Origin of the sequence: Microvirga vignae (assembly GCF_001017175.1) — a bacterium.
In the GTDB taxonomy this organism is placed as follows: Bacteria; Pseudomonadota; Alphaproteobacteria; order Rhizobiales; family Beijerinckiaceae; genus Microvirga; species Microvirga vignae.
The window spans coordinates 232,694-250,903 of sequence record NZ_LCYG01000032.1 but is presented as its reverse complement, the minus strand read 5'-3'; the positions used below and the strand labels follow the sequence as shown (position 1 = coordinate 250,903).

General features: G+C 62.2%; 21 protein-coding genes. 18 read left to right on the top strand and 3 right to left on the bottom strand.

The annotated features are described in order from the left end of the window. Positions 1-149 precede the first annotated feature (149 nt). Positions 150-947 carry a S1 family peptidase gene (locus AA309_RS13735; protein ID WP_047189539.1) on the bottom strand — a complete coding sequence of 266 codons (798 nt, stop codon included), beginning with the start codon at positions 945-947 and terminating at the stop codon, positions 150-152. Between the two features lie 86 nt (positions 948-1,033). After that, the gene (locus AA309_RS13730; protein WP_425286876.1) at positions 1,034-1,777 is read right to left on the bottom strand and encodes a S1 family peptidase; all 744 of its coding nucleotides are present in this window, start codon (positions 1,775-1,777) and stop codon (positions 1,034-1,036) included. Between the two features lie 18 nt (positions 1,778-1,795). Between AA309_RS13730 and AA309_RS13725 the strand changes: the two genes are divergently transcribed. From AA309_RS13725 to AA309_RS13700, 7 genes are all read left to right on the top strand, one after another. Beyond that, positions 1,796-2,356, top strand: coding sequence for a head-tail connector protein (locus AA309_RS13725; protein ID WP_047189538.1), 561 nt, complete (start codon positions 1,796-1,798; stop codon positions 2,354-2,356). Between the two features lie 20 nt (positions 2,357-2,376). After that, the gene (locus AA309_RS13720) at positions 2,377-2,712 is read left to right on the top strand and encodes a phage head closure protein (RefSeq protein WP_047189537.1); all 336 of its coding nucleotides are present in this window, start codon (positions 2,377-2,379) and stop codon (positions 2,710-2,712) included. Beyond that, positions 2,709-3,119, top strand: a complete 411-nt coding sequence (locus AA309_RS13715) for a DUF3168 domain-containing protein (RefSeq protein WP_047189536.1) — start codon at positions 2,709-2,711, stop codon at positions 3,117-3,119. Before AA309_RS13720 ends, AA309_RS13715 begins: the two co-directional genes overlap by 4 nt. 226 nt (positions 3,120-3,345) lie before the next feature. Then, complete coding sequence (locus AA309_RS13710) at positions 3,346-3,756, top strand: phage major tail protein, TP901-1 family (RefSeq protein WP_047189535.1); 411 nt, start codon at positions 3,346-3,348, stop codon at positions 3,754-3,756. Between the two features lie 11 nt (positions 3,757-3,767). Further along, positions 3,768-4,115 carry a gene transfer agent family protein gene (locus AA309_RS13705; protein WP_047189534.1) on the top strand — a complete coding sequence of 116 codons (348 nt, stop codon included), beginning with the start codon at positions 3,768-3,770 and terminating at the stop codon, positions 4,113-4,115. Next, entirely contained in the window at positions 4,112-4,318 is a 207-nt protein-coding gene (locus tag AA309_RS33090) for a phage tail assembly chaperone (protein ID WP_280136902.1), read from the top strand. The genes AA309_RS13705 and AA309_RS33090 overlap by 4 nt, the downstream gene beginning before the upstream one ends. Positions 4,319-4,832: 514 nt before the next feature. Beyond that, positions 4,833-5,585 (top strand): phage tail tape measure protein, encoded by a 753-nt coding sequence (locus AA309_RS13700; protein WP_425286875.1) that lies wholly within the window; start codon positions 4,833-4,835, stop codon positions 5,583-5,585. 13 nt (positions 5,586-5,598) lie between these two features. Here the strand turns inward: AA309_RS13700 and AA309_RS13695 are convergent, their stop codons facing one another. After that, positions 5,599-5,844: an HP1242/YdcH family protein gene (locus tag AA309_RS13695; protein ID WP_047189533.1), complete on the bottom strand. Its 246-nt coding sequence runs from the start codon at positions 5,842-5,844 to the stop codon at positions 5,599-5,601. Between the two features lie 85 nt (positions 5,845-5,929). Here AA309_RS13695 and AA309_RS13690 point away from each other — a divergent pair, with 85 nt between their 5' ends. The 11 genes from AA309_RS13690 (at position 5,930) to ccmE (ending at position 18,190) form a co-directional block, all read left to right on the top strand. Continuing rightward, positions 5,930-6,568 carry a DUF2460 domain-containing protein gene (locus AA309_RS13690; RefSeq protein WP_047189532.1) on the top strand — a complete coding sequence of 213 codons (639 nt, stop codon included), beginning with the start codon at positions 5,930-5,932 and terminating at the stop codon, positions 6,566-6,568. 12 nt (positions 6,569-6,580) lie between these two features. After that, positions 6,581-7,471, top strand: coding sequence for a DUF2163 domain-containing protein (locus AA309_RS13685; protein ID WP_047189531.1), 891 nt, complete (start codon positions 6,581-6,583; stop codon positions 7,469-7,471). After that, a complete protein-coding gene (locus AA309_RS13680) occupies positions 7,468-7,899 on the top strand; it encodes an NlpC/P60 family protein (protein WP_047189530.1) in 432 nt (143 codons plus the stop codon). Before AA309_RS13685 ends, AA309_RS13680 begins: the two co-directional genes overlap by 4 nt. A 2-nt stretch (positions 7,900-7,901) precedes the next feature. After that, the gene (locus AA309_RS13675) at positions 7,902-11,762 is read left to right on the top strand and encodes a baseplate multidomain protein megatron (RefSeq protein ID WP_047189529.1); all 3,861 of its coding nucleotides are present in this window, start codon (positions 7,902-7,904) and stop codon (positions 11,760-11,762) included. Positions 11,763-11,801: 39 nt separating this feature from the next. Further along, positions 11,802-13,340 (top strand): DUF2793 domain-containing protein, encoded by a 1,539-nt coding sequence (locus tag AA309_RS32015; protein WP_052954707.1) that lies wholly within the window; start codon positions 11,802-11,804, stop codon positions 13,338-13,340. An 8-nt stretch (positions 13,341-13,348) separates the two neighbouring features. Then, the gene (locus AA309_RS13665; RefSeq protein ID WP_084731219.1) at positions 13,349-14,107 is read left to right on the top strand and encodes a glycoside hydrolase family 108 protein; all 759 of its coding nucleotides are present in this window, start codon (positions 13,349-13,351) and stop codon (positions 14,105-14,107) included. 47 nt (positions 14,108-14,154) lie between these two features. Continuing rightward, positions 14,155-14,469 (top strand): PepSY domain-containing protein, encoded by a 315-nt coding sequence (locus AA309_RS13660; protein WP_047189528.1) that lies wholly within the window; start codon positions 14,155-14,157, stop codon positions 14,467-14,469. 16 nt (positions 14,470-14,485) lie between these two features. After that, positions 14,486-15,163, top strand: a complete 678-nt coding sequence (locus AA309_RS13655; protein WP_047189527.1) for a response regulator transcription factor — start codon at positions 14,486-14,488, stop codon at positions 15,161-15,163. Then, a complete protein-coding gene (locus AA309_RS13650; RefSeq protein ID WP_200901986.1) occupies positions 15,160-16,557 on the top strand; it encodes an ATP-binding protein in 1,398 nt (465 codons plus the stop codon). The genes AA309_RS13655 and AA309_RS13650 overlap by 4 nt, the downstream gene beginning before the upstream one ends. 71 nt (positions 16,558-16,628) lie before the next feature. After that, positions 16,629-17,735, top strand: a complete 1,107-nt coding sequence (gene ccmI / locus AA309_RS13645) for a c-type cytochrome biogenesis protein CcmI (RefSeq protein WP_047189526.1) — start codon at positions 16,629-16,631, stop codon at positions 17,733-17,735. Then, complete coding sequence (gene ccmE, locus AA309_RS13640) at positions 17,732-18,190, top strand: cytochrome c maturation protein CcmE (protein WP_047189525.1); 459 nt, start codon at positions 17,732-17,734, stop codon at positions 18,188-18,190. Before ccmI ends, ccmE begins: the two co-directional genes overlap by 4 nt. The last annotated feature ends 20 nt before the right edge of the window (positions 18,191-18,210 follow it).

Here is an 18,210-nt window from a genome sequence, read left to right as displayed (position 1 = left end):
AAACAATGGGTGAGCCTGGCGCATCGTGCGGAACCGGAGGTCCGCGTCAGCGAAAAGTGGATCCGGTTTTCCGCGACCATGGATGCGCGAGTTAAAGAGAAGCATCGGATGGATCCCAAAAGCGGATTCCACTTTTCACGTCCGATGCTTTAGCGTCTCGCCCACGAACCTTCGGAGGTGGCGAGGCTGCGGAGGGCCTGCCTGATCCAGCCGAGATGCTCGACGATGGGTGTCACGGCGGTCAGGCCTCCGCAGGCGCTGGGCTCGCGCGTGCGCATGGCGCCGCTCGACCAGCTGACGATGCCAGAGAGCAGATAGCTGCCCTGGGTTGCGGCGAGGATCGGCCCGCCGGAATCGCCCCGGCAGGCGCCGGCGCCGCTCGTTTCCGCCAAACGCTGGCGATCGACCACGATCAGCACGCGGTTGGCCACCTGAATGGGGCCGAGCGAAACGAGATTGGCCTGGCGCAGAATGCGCGCGGTCTGCTTGCGCCGCTCGGCCAACACGCCGAAACCTGCAATGGTCACCTCGTCGCCGACATCGATCGCGCCGGCGAGCGTTGGATCGAGCGGCCGGAACTCCGGACCAAGCGGACGTTCAAGGCGCAGGATCGCGAGATCGACACCGGGCTGCGTGCGAGGAGTCGTACCCGTCACGAAGGAGGGATGCACGGCCAGAGCAAGGACCCTGATCCGCTGCGGCTTGAAGGCCCGGTTGACGGCGACGACGCGATAAGCGGCCGCATCGGTCACGCAATGGGCTGCGGTCAGCACCAGGTCCGCGCCGATGAGAGCACCGGAGCAAAGCTCGCCTGCGGAATTTTCGATGGAAACGACCGATCGTCGCAATCCGTCGGGATCCCGCGACGTCGCGCCCAGCAGAACGGCCTGCGCGGAACCCGAAAAAAGGGTGAGTGCGAGAAAAGCAATCAATGAAAGGGCGCGCATCGGAACTATGAGGTGAGGAAAGAATCGTTACGTAGAGCAAGGGTTATCAAGGTAGGATAGTTCCGCCCCGCTTGATTTTTCCAGCTTTAGTTGCCGTTCCACAACGCCGCACGGTTCCAGGCTTCGAGAGTACGGTCGATCCATTCCCTTTGCGGGCCAAGGAGAATGCCTTGTGTTGCTCCCCCGCAGCTCTGCCCGCGTGATGGGGATGACCAGGATGTGATGGCGGCAATGGCTGTTCCCGAGGTCATCGGCCCTCCGGAATCGCCCTGGCAGGCTCCCGCGGCCCCGGAACCTTGTGACCAGAGCAGGATCTTGCTCGGGCCATAGGGCTCCGTCACCGTCAGAGACGCGGTGCGGAAGGTTCCCGTCGTCTTGGCATCCCCTTCGCGTGCCAGTCCATAGCCGCCGACGATGATGGATTCATCCTTAGCCGGCTTGATGCCGGTGAGCGTCGCCCGCTCGAAACGCTCCGGCAGCGCCTCGGGGATGCGCACGAGCGCCAGATCGATGGAGCGCTGACGGGTCTGGATGGCTTTCGCGTTGTAGCCGGGATGAACCGCCTTCGCGGAGGGCTTGATCAGTACCGGCTCGCCCGTCTCGTCCCGAAAATGCACCCGGTGCTCGTCCGCGCCCGTCACGCAATGGGCTGCGGTGAGGACCACGTCGCGCGCCACCACGACGGCGCTGCAGACGCCGCCATTCGAACTCAACACCATCACGCTCTGACGGGCGAGGGGACCTTGGTCCTCCGCACCGCCGACGATGGCTTCTGCTCCGGTCGCAGCAAGCGACAGGGCGAGGGAGAGCGTGATCAGACGATTCATCATGGAAGGATTCCTGTTGCGATGATCCCGATATTCGTTGATGGCCCCGCCGTCGAGCCCGTAACGCTACTTGAGATGAAGGCCTATCTGCGCGTCGATGGCGAGGCGGAGGACGATCTGATCTCCGGGCTCATCAGGGCCGCGCGCCTCATGGTGGAATCCGCCTCCCGACGCATCCTGATCGAACAGCGCTGGCGCCTGGTGATGGATCGCTGGCCGCAGGACGGGAAGGTGTTGCTGCCGATTTCGCCTCTGCTCACGGTTGACGGCATCAAGGTCATTGACGCTGCAGGCATTGCCACGGAAGTCCCGGCCGGTTCCATCGAGGCCGATCCAGCAAGCGATCCTCCCTGCATCCTGATCACGAATGCGCCGGTGCCCGGGAGGCTGAGAAACGGCATCGAGATCGCGCTGCGCGCCGGCTACGGCGCTTCGCCCGATGCGGTGCCCACCACCTTGAAGCTCGCAATCAGGATTCTCGTCGCCCATTGGTACGAGAACCAGGGCGATGTGGTGGGTGAGCAGATCCTGCCGCCGGAAGCGATAGCGCTCGTGGCTCCGTTCCAGCGCGCACGCCTCTAATTCTTTCCCTGAGTTTCCCGATGAAATCCAAGTCATTGCCCGTCGGCGCGCGGGCGCGCCGGTTCGTTCTCGAAGTGCCTCTCGAAAGCCCCGATGGGTTCGGCGGCATGATCCGCTCCTACAGGCCAGGCCCCCAGGTCTGGGGCGCGATGGAGTTGCTATCCGGTTCCGAGCGCGCGCGCGCGGATCGGCCCGAGCAGAGCCTCACCCACAAGATCACCCTGCGCTATCGCGAGGGCGTGACGGGCGCCATGCGCCTGACCTCGGGCCTTCGCCGCTTCGCCATTCGCACAGCCTCCGATCCGGACGGCTCGAGGCGTGATCTCGTCTGTCTGGTCGAGGAGATCAAGGCATGACGAGCCCCATTCTCGCGCTCCGCCGCGCCATTCTGGAGGCGGCCGCTGGGGACGCGGAGCTGATAGCCCTCATGGGCGGAACCCTGCGTCTGTACGACGAACCGCCTCGGAATGCGGAGCCCGTCTATGCCCTGTTTGGCGATGTGACGGCCCAGGATTGGTCCACCGATACGGATCGCGGCCACGAGCAGGATCTCACCATCGTGGTGTGGTCGGTGCGCGGCAGCGCCTGCACGGGTCTCTCGGCAGCCGAGCGCTTTGCCGCCCTCCTCGACGATGCGCCGCTCATCCTCGTCGGTCATCGGCTCGTGAATCTGCGCGTGGCAGAGATCGCCTCCGCGCGGGACAAGGATACGCAGCTTGCCCGCGTCACCCTTCATCTTCGCGCCGTCACCGAACGTGGGTGACTTGATCTGTGCATTCTCTCCCCCGCGAGAAGGGGTGGGGACGACCGGATGAGACATTCAAATGAAGGCGCTGCCCCCTTCGTCAGGGCCGGGCTCGTCCCGGCCATCCCGATACGGAAAAGCACCGTTCTCCCGCAGTCGGGATCACCGGCACAAGGCCGGTGATGACGTGCGGAGATCTGGCGCGGCACCATAAGTTTTCTTCTGTTTTCGAAAGGACTTCTTCATGCCTGCTCAGAAGGGCAAGGACCTGCTCATCAAGATCAGCGATGGCGGTACGGGCTTCGTGACCGTGGCCGGTCTTCGCACCCGCCAGATCTCTTTCAATGCCGAGACCGTCGATGTCACCAGCGCGGAATCCGCCGGGCGCTGGCGAGAATTGCTGGCAGGCGTCGGCGTGCGCCGCGCCGGCATCACCGGTTCCGGCGTGTTCAAGGATGAAGCCTCGGATGCGCGCATGCGCCAGGTGTTTTTCGACGGCGATATTCTGACCTATCAGATCATCGTTCCTGATTTCGGGCGCATCGAGGGGCCGTTCCAGATTACGAGCCTCGAGTATCGCGGCGATCATGCGGGCGAGGTCACGTTCGAAATGGCTTTCGAATCCGCCGGTGCCCTGACCTTCGTAGCCCTGTGAGGAATGGCGCCATGGCCAACAAAAGACGCGGCGAAGTCGCGCTGCAATTCGGCGACAAGCGCTACACCTTGTGCCTCACGCTTGGAGCCCTCGCCGAACTGGAGGAAGCGTTCGGCGTCGAGGATCTCATGGCTCTTGCCGAACGCTTCGGCACGGGCCGCCTGTCGAGCCGGGATCTCCTGAGGCTGCTGGGCGTCGCCCTGCGCGGCGGCGGTCATGAGGTGAGCGATGCGGAGGTTGCGAATCTGCCGCTCTCCGGCGGCATCGAACCCGTGGCATCGGCCATCGCGGATCTTCTCGTCGTTACCTTCGGCGCAGAGACGCGCTCCTTAAACCCTCCGCATCCGCAGGGCGCTTGAGTGAGCCGCAGGTCTTTCCATGGGAAGACGCGATGATGCTGGCTTTAAGCGTTCTGCGGTGGAGCCCCGACCAGTTCTGGCGTGCAACGCCGCTCGAATTGTTTGCCGCTTGGGAGGGGTTGAGCGGTGGGCGACGGATGGAGCCTGCGGTGAGCCGTGATCTGAGACGGATGATGGAGGCGTTTCCGGATTCTCCGGAGTGATCATCAGCTCTTGCGAGAGAGCTGGTTGCTCATGCCGCGAAACTTGACGCCTCTGAGTTCGATGCAGCTGATGTAGAGACTCTCCCATCTGTAATAAGCAATATTGACCGGCGCAGAGGCAGTCGCTTTCTCTGCTTCGTAATCGCATTCCTGGCGCATGCGAGCCCACTCTTTCTCAGAAAGATTGCCGGTGTCGAAAACGTGCTACGGCGGCTCTGACACACATGCCGTAAGAAATAGTAATAGGACTGGAAATAATTTTGAAGGAGAGATGCGCATGCCTGATCCAATTAGCCTTGATTAGGAGGCCTTCTCTTCTGTTCTGATGTATTTTGCTCCCTTGAGTTCGAGGCAGCTTAAATAGATTTCCCGCCATTCAAGGTGACGAACCGGCCCAGGCTCTTGAGAGGCGACTGCTTTGCGGGCTTCGTAGTTACATTCAAGCCGCATACGCTCGAATTGAGAATCGCTTATGCCCGGCCTCTCAAAGATATCGACGGAGGCCTTCCGTGGCATGCAGGCACTTAAAAAAACTGTGCTGCATATCGAGTATATAACAAAAAAGGAGAGTTTTATGGCAGATGGAGGAAAGGCTCCTGACAGCATCGGTACCGATGCTGTCACTGAAGATCGCAAGCGCCAGCTCGGTACACTCATCAGCCTCTCCGAAAAATTCGGTGACTCTTTGTCCAATGCTTTCGCGAAGAATATCGCCGAGGGCAAGAAATTTGATGATGTTTTGAAGAAGGTGCGCGAGTCTCTTGTGGAAACAGGGTTACGTCTTGCGCTGGGGCCCCTGCAGATCGCTTTGAGCCAGAGCCTGAAAAGTTTGACCGCCGAGCCCCTGCAAGGTTCCCTCCCCATGAATGGTGGAGACCTGTTTGGCGGTCTCTTCAAGGGAATAGGCTCGATCTTCAGCTCTCTCTTCGGTGGCGGAGGCGCTGCCCCCGCCGCCCCCTTTGCCAAAGGCGGCGTGTTTTCGCGCGGGATGGTGATGCCGTTTGCACAGGGCGGCGTGGTGGGGGCGCCGACCTACTTTCCGTTAGGTCGCGGGCTTGGCGTCATGGGCGAGAGGGGAGCCGAGGCCGTGATGCCGCTTGCTCGGGGGCCTGACGGCAAGCTCGGCGTGCGTGCCGGCGGAGGAGGGCGCTCCACCTCCATCACGGTCAATATCTCGACACCCGACGCGGAGAGCTTCCGGCGGTCCGAGGCGCAGGTGTCCGCCGCGCTGGCCCGGGCCGTCGCCCGCGGGCAGCGGGGGATGTAAGTTTCAAGACGAATCAGGCGTTCTCGTTGTCGAGCATCGCCCTGATCTCGTCCTTGATCTGCAGGCGGCGGCGCTTGAGCTCTTCCTCGACCTCTTCGGGCTTGGGTTCCACCCGGGTCTCGACGCGATGAATGGTGCGGTTCAGCTCGTTGTACTCGTCATAGAGCCGCGCGAAACGATTGTTGCTCGTCTTCAACTGATGAATCCGATCGGCCTTGTCCGGGAAGTCCTCGGTGAGGTCGTTGGGAGCGTTGCTCATCGCTTGGCGTCTCCTTGCTGAATGTCCTGCCGGGACATCAACGCCACCCCGGCTTTTTTCGTTTCATGTTCACGAAGGATGGATCATGGCATCCGATTTCCATGAGGTTCGCTTTCCCCTCGATGTCAGCTTGGGCAGCCGGGGAGGGCCCGTGCGGCGGACCGATATCGTCACGCTGGCCTCCGGCCGCGAGCAACGCAACAGCCGCTGGGCCTCCTCCCGCCGCCGCTACGATGCGGGCCTGGGGGTGAGAACCATCGATGCGCTCCACGCCGTGATCGTCTTCTTCGAGGAGCGGCGCGGCAAGCTCTACGGTTTCCGCTTCCGCGACCGGACAGACTGGCGCTCGGGCCAGCCCTCGAAGGAGCCGACGCCCGTCGACCAGCGGATCGGCACCGGAGATGGCACGACGAAGAGTTTCCGACTCGTCAAGACCTATGGCTCGTCCTTCGCGCCCTATGTCCGCACCATCACGAAGCCCGTGGGAGGCTCGGTGGCGGTGGCCATCGATGGTGTCGAGCAGGAGGTGGGCGCCGCCTACAACTGCGATCCGACCACCGGGCTCGTGACCTTCACCGAGACTCCGCCCGCTGGAGCTGCGATCACGGCGGGCTTTGCCTTCGACGTGCCCGTGCGCTTCGACACGGATGAACTCGACATCGATCTCTCGACCTTTGAGGCGGGCGGCATTCCGCAGATCCCGCTGATCGAGATCGTGCCTTAAGGCCTCACAAACATGCGCACCATTCCTTCGAACCTCGCCGCTCATATGGCGGACGGGGCTACGAACCTTTGTCATTGCTGGAAGCTCATCCGGCGCGACGGCAGGAGCTTCGGCTTCACCGACCATGACCGTGATCTCACCTTCGGCGGAACCGTCTTTGCCGCGCGGTCCGGCCTGGAAGCGGCAGAGGCCACGGCCGAACTCGGATTCGTCGTCGGTGGCGGCGAGGTCTCCGGCGCGCTCATGTCCGCGGGGCTTAACGAAGACGACATCTCTTCCGGCCTGTACGACGATGCGAGCGTGGAAACCTGGCTCGTGAACTGGAGCGATGTCGCGCAGCGTCTGCTTCTCGATGTCGGCTCCATCGGCGAGATCCGCCGCGCCGACGGCAGCTTCGTCGCGGAGGTGCGTGGGCTCATGCACCGCTATGACGAGGAGCGGGGACGCCTGTTCCGCGCCACCTGTTCGGCCGATATGGGCGATGCCAGGTGCGGCGTGAATCTCTCGTCATCCACCTATTCCGACACGGGCACCGTCACGCGTACGGATGGCTTTCTCGGCGTCGCCGCCTCCGGCATCGGCTTCGCGGACGGATGGTGCACGGGAGGTAAGTTCACCTGGACAAGCGGCGCCAATGCAGGCCTGTCCGTCGAGATCAAGGTGCATCGGGCCATCAGCGGGGCTGATGAATTCGATCTTTGGCAGCGCGCACCGCAGGCGATCAAGGTCGGCGATACATTCCGCGTGACGGCAGGTTGCGACAAGACCCATGCCACCTGCCGCAGGAAGTTTGGCAACGTCGCGAACTTCCGCGGCTTTCCCCATATGCCCGGCAACGATTTCATCATTCGCATGCCGCAGCAGGGCGAACCGGGGCTCGATGGTGGGAGCCTGTTCAAATGAGCGAAGCTCTCTCTTCGCGGGTCGTTGCCGAGGCGCGCTCGTGGATCGGGACACCTTACCGCCACCAAGCGTCCCTGAAAGGGATGGGCTGCGATTGCCTGGGCCTTTTACGCGGCGTCTGGCGAGGCGTTCTGGGCACGGAGCCGGAGCGGCCGCCGCCTTACTCGCCCGATTGGGCGGAGGCCGGCGCCGATACGCTCGTTGCTGCCGCACGCCGTCATCTCATCGGGATCGATGTGGCGGCGTTCGAGCCGGGAGACGTTCTGCTCTTTCGCTGGCGCGACACTCTTCCGGCCAAGCACTGCGCCATCGCAACCTTGGCCGACACCATGATCCATGCCCATGACGGAGCCTCGGTCGCCGAGGTCGCCTTCGCGCCCTGGTGGCGGCGTCATCTCGCTTATGCCTTTCGCTTTCCGGAACACTGACCATGGCCACACTCGTTCTTCAAACCGTCGGCTCCGTCGTGGGCGGCATGGTCGCGGGACCTCTGGGCGCGATGGCAGGCCGTGCTCTGGGTGGTCTTGCGGGCGCTGCCATCGACAATGCGCTCTTCGGCGGCGGCGATACGAAGTATGTCGAAGGGCCCCGCCTCAAGGAGATCGACGGTCTCACCTCGACGGAAGGCGCTGCCATCCCGCGGGTCTATGGGCGTGCGCGGATCGGTGGGCAGCTCATCTGGGCAACGCGCCTGGAGGAGGTGGTGAACACCAAGGTGGAGCGGTCTGGCACCCAGGGCGGCAAGGGCATGAGCGGACCGAAGACGGTCGCCACCACCTACTCGTATTTTGCCAATCTCGCCGTCGGCCTCTGTGAAGGGCCGATCGCCTTCATTCGCCGCGTCTGGGCGGATGGACGCGAGATCGACCTCGCCGGCATCACCATGCGCGTTCACCGTGGATCGGAAACGCAAGCTGCCGATCCTCTCATCGTGGCGAAGGAGGGTGTCGGGCATGCGCCTGCCTATCGCGGATTGGCCTACGTGGTGTTCGAGCGATTGCCGCTGGAGGATTACGGAAATCGCATTCCTCAGTTTTCCTTCGAGGTGGTGCGGCCGGTGGACGGCCTCAACAAGATGATCCGCGCCGTCTGCCTGATCCCCGGCGCGAGCGAGTTCGGGTATGACACGCAGCCCGTGATGCAGGTTCTCGATCTCGGAAAGACCAAGCCTGAGAACCGCCATCAATTGCGCAACACCAGCGATGCGATGGCCTCCCTCGATGCGCTGGAGGCGCTTTGTCCCAATATCAAGCGCGTCTCTCTCGTGGTCAGCTGGTTCGGCAACGATCTCAGAACAGGCTCATGCCTGATCGAGCCGAGGGTCGATACCAAAACCAAGACAACGGATGGTGCGACTTGGTCGGTGGCCGGCTTCACGCGCGGTGAGGCCAAAGCCGTTTCCCTGTTCGATGGATCGCCTGCCTATGGCGGCACGCCTTCGGATGAAACCGTCATTCGTCTCATCCGAAATTTGAAGGAGAGGGGATACGAAGTCGTTCTTTATCCCTTCGTCATGATGGACATTCCATCCGGAAACGCCTTGCCCGATCCCTATGGCGGCACTGGCCAGCCGCCCTATCCCTGGCGTGGGCGCATCACGTGCCATCCCGCACCGGGACGATCAGGCACGCCCGATGGGACGAGTGCTGCGGCGGCCCAGGTCAATCAATGGTTCACCCGTGCTGACGGATACAACAGGTTCATCCGCCATTACGCGCAGCTCGCCCAGGATGCAGGCGGCGTTCACGGCTTCATCATCGGCAGCGAGCTCGTGGGGCTCACACGGGTGCGCCAAGCCCCCGGAATCTACCCTGCTGTCAGCAATCTGATTTCGCTGCTCGGGCAGATCCGCCCCATCCTGGGGAGCAACACGAAAATCATCTACGCTGCAGATTGGACCGAATACGGCGCCCATGTTCTGAGTGGGGGCGGCGAGATCCGCTTTCCGCTTGATCCGCTCTTCAGCCATGCGGAGATCGATGCTGTAGGCATCGATTACTACCCGCCGGTTTCCGACTGGCGCGACAGCTCCGATCATGCGGATCTGGCCGATGCGCGCAGCATCTACGACGTGAATTATCTGCGCAGCAGGTTAGGCAGCGGAGAAGCCTTCGATTGGTATTATGCCAACGCTTCCGATCGCGCGGCGCAGAACCGTCGGCCGATTGCCGACGATGCCTATGACAAGCCATGGGTGTTTCGTGCGAAGGATCTCGTCTCCTGGTGGACGAACCGGCACGTGGAGCGTGTTGGTGGCATTGAGACCAGTGTGACGGCTTGGAAGCCTCAATCGAAGCCCATCTGGCTGACCGAAATCGGCATCCCGGCCGTGGACAAGGGCCCCAATGGGCCAAATGTGTTTCCCGATCCGAAATCATCAGAATCCGCTTATCCACCTTTCTCTCGCGGCGTGCGTGACGATCTTGTGCAGGCGCGTGCCTTGGAAGCGATTCTGTCCCGGTTCGATCCCGCGCAACGAGGATTCTCCTCGGCCTACAATCCGGTCTCGTCCGTCTATGATGGACGCATGGTCGATCCTGCCGGTATCTTCGTCTGGGCTTGGGACGCGCGGCCGTTTCCCGCTTTCCCCGATTTCGATACGGTCTGGAGCGATGGGCCCAATTGGGAAACCGGCCATTGGATCACGGGGCGGATCGAAGGCGCACCGCTTGACCGGCTGATCACGGCCATTCTCAGGGATTTCGGTTTGAGCGATCCGGGAGCGCTCCCTGTCGACGGCTTCATGGATGGCTATGTCATCGACAGGCCCATGTCTCTTCGTGGAGCGCTTGAGCCTCTCATGGGGTTGTTTGGTGTCGAGGCGGTTGCCAGTGGCGGCAGGATCACCTGGAAAGGTCGAGGCGGCCGAGCAGTCATCGCTTTGACGAAGGACGACCTGGTGATGAACGCGGGTGAACCCTCACTCAAGCTCACGCGCTCTCAGGAAACCGAACTGCCTCAGCAGGTGGAGATCGGCTACACGGAAAGCGAGCTGGATTATCGCCGCGCCGCCGTGGCCTCTCGTCGCCTGTCAGGGTCGAGCCGGCGAGAAACCCGGACCGATTGCGCCATGATTACCCGCCGTGCCGAAGCGCAGCGCCTGGCCGATGCCTGGCTGCAGGATCTCTGGGCGGGACGGGAAGGAGCGGAGTTCGAGCTACCCTCCCGACGCGTTGATCTTGAACCCGGAGACGTCATCTCACTTCCCACCGATGCGGGCCTTAAACTTCACCGCGTGGTGCGGATCACGGATGGCCCCGCGCGCAAGGTCAGCACGCGGGCCGTAGAGCCTGCCGTTTTTGAAAGGCCCGGGTCCTCGATTTCGAAGCCTGTTCGCCGACCGCCGCCTGTTCCTGGCAAGCCGGATGTTGTCATTCTCGATTTGCCTGCCGCTCTCAACGATCCTACTCCTTTGCAATACATCGCGGTTGCGGCAGACCCCTGGCCGGGCGCAGTGACCGTCTGGCGCTCGGGGGGCGGTACCAGTTTCAAGCCGCATCGGATCATCGACCTTCCAGCCATGATCGGGCGAACGAAGATGGCGTTGCCTCCAGGTCCCCTCTGGCGATGGGATTCGCAGGCTGTTCTCGATATCGAGATTTCCTCCGGCGCGATCAGTTCCCTCGATGACGAGACGACGCTGGCCGGCGGCAATCTGTTTGCGGTAAAGGGCACGGATGGGCGCTGGGAGATCCTTTCTGCTGCCCGGGCCGAGATGGTCGGTGAGCGCACCTACCGTCTGTCGCGTTTCGTGCGTGGGCTGGCGGGAACGGAGCCGGAGGCCAGTCGCTCCGTACCGGAGGGGGCTTTCATCGTTCGCCTCGACGAAGCGATTGCTCCTCTCTCGAGCGACTTGGCCGATCTCGGCCTGACCTGGCGCTACCGGGTCGGTCCTGCAGGGCGCGATCATGCCGATCCGGCCATGACTGAAATCGTGGCGATTGTGGAGCGTGAAGCCTTCAAGCCTCTGAGCCCGGTTCACGTGAGCCTTCGGCGTGATGCAGACGGAGTGCGCATCGCGTGGGTCCGAAGGACGCGGCGCGGTGGAGATGGGTGGGAGGCTGTCGATGTGCCGCTGGCAGAGGATGCCGAGCGGTATGAGATCGATATCCTGAAGGCAGGAAGCGTTGTTCGCACGCTGACGAGCAGCCAAACCTCCATTCTGTATCCCGCTTCTCAAGAAGTCTTCGATTTCGGCGCTCCTCAAACCATGCTTCGCCTTCGCATCGCGCAAGTCAGCGCTGTCGCAGGAAGAGGTTTTGAGAGAAGCGTCGTCCTTTCCGTTTCTTGAGAAAAACTTTTCACCCCTTCATTTCACGGCAAATCTTCAATGACCTCAACGCCTCATCTGGCTCTGCCGCTGCTCGCTGCTGCGCAGGCACAAAAGCATGTCACGCATAACGAAGCGCTCACATCCTTGGATGCTCTCGTTCATCTGGCCGTGAAGGAGCGCGGACGCGCTGCCCCTCCTGCCGCTCCTGACGAAGGAGATCGTTACCTCGTCGGAACGGGTGCGACCGGCGCATTCTCCGGTCAGGAGGCGAAGATCGCTCTCTTCGATCTCGGCATGTGGCGCTTCTTCTCACCTCGTGCCGGCTGGAGGATTTATATCGAGGCGGAGAGCGCCATCGTCGTTTTCGACGGTGCGGAGTGGCATGACATCGGTCACTTCTGCAGCGTCATTGACAACTTGGATCGCTTTGGCCTCGGAACGGCTCCCGATGAACTGAACCGTTTCTCGGCGAAGCTCAATGCAGCCCTGTTCGCAGCCTTGAGCGCGGAGGAGGGAGGAACCGGAGACCTTCGCTTCATTCTCAACAAGGCAGGGGTCGATAATAGTCTCTCACAGCTGTATCAGCGTGGTTTCAGCGGACGGGCGGAAACGGGACTCATCGGCAACGATCATTTCAGCATCCGCGTCTCGCCTGATGGTGCACAATGGATCGACGCGCTCTTCCTCGACGGAGCGACAGGGGTCGGCGTTTTCCCGCAAGGATTGTCGAACCTGCCGCGCGCCAATCTGCTCATCAACTCCCCTTTCTACGTCAATCAGAGAGGATTTGTCGGTGGTGCATTAGGTGAAGGAGTCTACGGCTTCGACCGCTGGAAGGGAGGCCCCGGAGGGTGCTCAGTCAGCCGCGCAGATGACGGAACCATCACGCTGATTGGAGCTCTCGATCAGGTGATCGACATAGAGCATGTCTTTGCATTAAGTGGACGTGCGACACTCGGCGGATCGACCCTGACTCTCTCGGTGGAAGAACCATCCGAGCCGTTGCCGGTGGTGATCGGAACGAAAACGGCAACGATCCCGGCCGGCTCTGGACGCCGTGCCGTGTCGGTCACGCTCGATGAAACGGAAGCCGGGCACGTTGTTGTCAGATTGAATCCCCCGAGCGCGTGTTCCTTCAGGCACGTGAAGCTGGAAATTGGATCTTACGCGACGCCTTGGGTCGGCGAGGCGCGCGACATAGAAGAGTTTCTCTGCCGTCGCTATTACCAGCCTCTGCCCGTCAGTGGCGCTTCCCCGAAGATCCTGGGAGCCCTTGGGCAAAGGGTTGCAGGCAATCTCATCGATATCCCATTGAGCCTGCCCACACCGATGCGGGGCGCTCCGACCTTGGTGACGAGCGGCGCCGTGTGGGTGAACACCTCACCTGTCGGGAATCAGATCGGTTTCTACAGCAACACCAATACGGCGTGGGTGACACTCGCCGGCACGTTCACTGTGACGACAGCGCTGCCTGCCAACCCCTCCTCATTGGTCTTGAGATTTCAGTCCAGCTCGATGTTCACCGGATCACCGGGCGGCGTCGGCAGCCTCTATTTCGGAAGCTCCGCCTTCATAGCCCTGGATGCAGAACTCTGAGCAAGGCCGTGGCAGCTTCTTCATCACCTTTCGAGCAAGCCCTGGTGCTTGTCCTGCGGCATGAAGGCGGTTTCATCCAGCACCCTCGGGATCCGGGAGGTGCGACGAATTTCGGGATCACTGTCCAAACACTGTCCCGGGTGAGAGGATATGCAGCTTCCATCGATGAAGTCCGTCATCTCACGCTCGAGGAGGCGGCCGCGATTTACCGTCGTTTGTATTGGGATGCTGTCCGCGCCGATGAAGTCCCCCGCGGACTTGATCTCGCGCTCTTCGATCTTGCCGTCAACTCGGGTCCGGACCGCGCGGTCATGCTGCTGCAGAAGGTTCTCGGTGTGGCGGTGGATGGGCTGATCGGCCCCGCCACGCTCGAGGCTGCCCAAAACACCGATGTCATCGAAGCTATTCACCGCCTGACGCGCGAGCGTCTCGGCTTTCTGTCCCGTCTCGCCAACTGGCCCGTCTTCGGGCGGGGGTGGCGCAGGCGGGTTCTCGACATTGAGCGGGAGGCGATCCTGCTCGCATCTTCATCTCAACCCTTCCAAGGAGGACATATCATGATAGACACCAAAACCCTTCTTGCCAGCCGGACCGTCTGGGCCAACCTGATCGGCTTTGCCGCCCTGATCCTTGGCCTGTTCGGCTTCGAGGCCTCGGCTCTGAATGCCGGAGCCTTGCAGGAGGCCCTGGTTCAGTTTATTGCGGCGGCCAGCTTCATCGCCTCCACCGTTTTCCGGATCCTGGCCACCAAGCAGATTGCGACCTAGATTGGACATTCAGGCTTCGTTCAGTGCTGCAAAGGCATAAGGCGGGCATGCGTCTGGTTTGGCTGGTCATAGCGATGTGGGGAATGATGGGGGCTGCGTCCGCGCAAAGCGCGACGGCGGCTCTCCAGAATTGCCTGCCGCCCCGGGAAATGCAGGAGGCGGTGGCCTCCAAGGGCGTCGTCGCGCCGGCCATGGCCGTTATGACGGCCCGTCGCCAGGTTCCCAATGCGGATGTGGTGCGGGCCAATCTTTGCCGCAGCAGCGATACGCTGGTTTATGTCATCATGGCCTTGCAAAAGGATGGTCGTATCGTGCAAGTGATGATCGACGGCTCTACCGGACGTGTGAAATCGGTTCACTGAAAAGAAAGCTCGAAACGTGCGCCTTCTCGTTGTCGAGGATGACAAGACCCTCAATAAGCAGATCGTGACCGCCCTTGAGCAGGCGGGCTACGCGGTTGATACGGCTTTCGATGGCGAGGAGGGGCAGTTCCTCGGGGATACTGAGCCCTATGACGCCATCATCCTCGATCTCGGCCTGCCGAAGGTGGACGGCGTGTCCGTCCTCACCGCCTGGCGCCGCGAGGGCAGGAAGACGCCCGTGATCATCCTGACCGCTCGCGACCGCTGGAGCGACAAGGTCCAGGGCTTCGATGCCGGGGCCGACGACTATGTGACCAAGCCCTTCCATATGGAGGAGCTTCTGGCCCGCGTCCGCGCCTTGCTGCGCCGGGCCACGGGCCATGCCACGAGCGAGATCGCCTGCGGTCCCGTGAAGCTCGACACCCGTTCGGGCCGTGTGGCGGTGGACGGAAACCCGGTCAAGCTCACCTCCCATGAGTACCGGCTCCTCTCCTACCTCATGCACCATACGGGCCGCATCGTTTCCCGAGGCGAACTGACGGAGCACCTCTACGACCAGGACTTCGACCGTGACTCGAATACGATCGAGGTCTTCATTGGCCGCCTGCGCAAGAAACTCGGCGTGGACATCATCCAGACCGTTCGCGGCCTGGGTTACCTCCTCGACGCGAGCCAGACTCAAACGAAGTCGTGAGCGGCTTCCGTCCGATCCTGAAGAGTCTCGCCGGCCGGCCCATTGCCGTCCGGCTTGCGGTCTCCTCCGTCTTCTGGAGCTTCGCGATTCTGCTCGTTGCCGGGTTGATCCTGCTGACGCTCTATCGCGACAATACGGAGAGGGCCTTCGACCAGCGCCTTCTCGTCTATGCCAACACCCTGGCCTCGAACCTTGTAGCCCCAGGCGATCCGGATCGCGATCTCGGTCCCATTGGCGATCCCCGGTTCGAGTTGCCTCTGTCCGGCTGGTACTGGCAGGTGGCGCGGCCCAATGCCAAGCCGGACGAAATCCGCTCCTCCAAATCCCTCTTCGGTGGACAGGTGCCAAGCCTTGCGGTGTCCAGCGATAACCGGTTCGGGCAAATTCGCCGTGGCTACGGCAAGGCGCCGGACGAGCGGAATCTTCGCATCATCGAGCGCGACATCGATCTCGGCGAAGACGGCCGTTACGTCATTCGCGTGGCGGGTCCAGCCGATGAAATCGACGTGGGCGTGCGCGACTTTCTCTTCGCCCTGACCATCACCTTCGCGCTGCTTGGGCTCGCGCTCGGCTTTTCCACTCTTCTCCAAATCCGCTTTGGTTTGCGACCCCTGGCCAATCTTCGCAGTGCCCTTAGCGCGATCCGGCGCGGAGAGGCGGAGAGGATCGTCGGAGAATACCCGCGCGACATTTCCCCGCTCGCGAGCGAGTTGAACCTTCTGCTCGATACGAACCGGGAGATTCTGGAGCGCGCTCGCACGCAGGTCGGCAATCTGGCCCATGCCCTGAAGACACCTCTCAGCATCATCATGAATGAAGCAGAGAATGCTCCCGACGAGGTGGCGGTTCGGGTGCGTGAGCAGGCAACTCTTATGCGGGATCAAGTGAACTATTATCTCGACCGTGCCCGCGCGGCGGCTCTCGCCGGAACGCTGGGGACACTGACGGATGTGGAGCCGGTGATTGCGGGCCTCGCCCGCACGTTCGCCAAGATTTACCGCGACAAGGATCTTGCGGTTGAGCTCGCAATTCCGCGGGACCTGCGTTTCAGGGGCGAAAAGCAGGACCTGGAGGAGATGGCGGGCAATCTGATCGACAACGCAGCCAAATGGGCTACGGGCAAGGTCGAGATCTCCGTCGAGGTCATTCGCGAGGATGATGATCGCCCCCGGTTCCGCCTGCTCATCGACGATGACGGTCCAGGTCTCCCGGAAGCGGCGAGAGCCGAGGTTCTCAAGCGTGGCCGCCGTCTCGACGAGACCAAGCCTGGCTCGGGCCTGGGGCTTTCCATCGTCAGCGATCTTGCAACCCTCTATCGTGGATCGCTCAGGCTCGAAGCCGCTCCTCTCGGCGGTTTGCGCGCCGTGCTCGAGCTGCCGGGGGATAGAGGCTAATCCTATGTATTTTTACGCGTGACACCGTGCCACCGTCGTGCTTGACGGGGACTCGGGGTAATTAGGATTTTATGGTGATCTGGATCATACTCTTGCTGATGACGGCGGCAGCCGTGATGGCGGTGCTTTGGCCGCTGTCGCGCCACCGTGCGCTCGCAGCGCAGCAGGTGGACCCCGATACCCAGTTCTATCGCGAACAAATCTCTGAGATCGAGCGTGACCGTGAGCGCGGAGTGCTGCTCCCGAGCGAGGCCGAGGCGGCCAAGGCCGAGGCCGGGCGCCGCCTTCTGCGTGCCACCGGCGCGACAGCGGCCGATGCTTTCGCTGCTGTGGGAGAGCCGGCCCTGCGCCGCCGCAGAGCCGCTTCGACACTGGCTCTGTCCGTGATCCCGATTATTGCTCTCGCACTCTACGGAGCTTACGGCTCGCCGCATCTCCTGACCCATCCGCCGGAGCAGCAGGCTCAGGCATCGGGTGACAAGATGGATCTGATGGCCGCCGTCTCGCAGATCGAGGCGCATTTGGCCCAGAACCCGCAGGATGGTCGCGGCTGGGAGGTGGTGGCTCCGGTGTATATCCGCATGGGCCGCATCGACGATGCGGTGAAGGCCTACGAGTCTGCCGTGCGTTATCTCGGTGCCAGCGCGGACCGGTTAGCGAATTACGGTGAGGTCATGGTCCTTGCCAAGGACGGCCTCGTTTCCTCGGAAGCTCAAAAGGTTTTCGAGCAAGCGGTGCAGTTGAACAAGGCCTCGCCGAAGGCTCGCTACTATCTTGCCGTCGCCGCCGAGCAGGATGGGCAGATCGAGAAGGCCAAGCAGGCCTACGGCGAGCTTCTCTCCTCGTCGCCGGAAGGGGCTCCGTGGGGCGACGTCGTCAGGCAGCGCCTAGCAAGCCTTGGGGGCGAGCAGCCCGTTGCAGGGCAGGAGGATGCTCCCCAGATTGGGGCTGCAGACATTGCCCGCATGGTGTCCGGCTTGGCCGAGCGCCTTGAGACCCAGGGCGGATCTCCTGAAGAATGGGCGCGCCTGATCCGGTCCTATGCGGTTCTCGGGCAGCGCGACAAAGCCGTGGCTGCTGCCGAGCGTGCCCGGCAAGCCCTGGCGCAGAACGACGCTGGGTTGAAAACCATCGATGCGATGGCACGCGAACTGAAACTGACTGACGCCGCACCATGACCAGAAAACAAAGACGCCTGACCTTGATCGGTATTGCAGGAGGCATCCTCGCGATTGCGCTTGGTCTTGTGCTTTACGCCATGAACGACACGATCGTGTTCTTCAACTCGCCGGCGGATATTCAGGCCAAGAACGTGCGGCCCGGCACGCGTCTTCGTCTTGGCGGACTCGTGAAGGAGGGGACGGTGCAGCGCGGCACCGACCAGCAGATCACCTTCGAGGTAATGGATGCTCATGGCGCAATCCAGGTGCGCTACAGGGGCCTGTTGCCCGACCTGTTCCGCGAAGGGCAGGGCGTCGTGGCTGAGGGCGTCCTTGAAAGCGCGACGGTGTTCCGCGCAGATTCCGTTCTCGCCAAGCACGATGAAAACTATATGCCGCGTGAAGTCGCCGATACCCTGAAGAAGCAGGGGCATTGGCAGGGCGAGGCGAACGCCGCGCCGAAGACGCAGTAAGTTAAGTAAGGAGAGCCCTC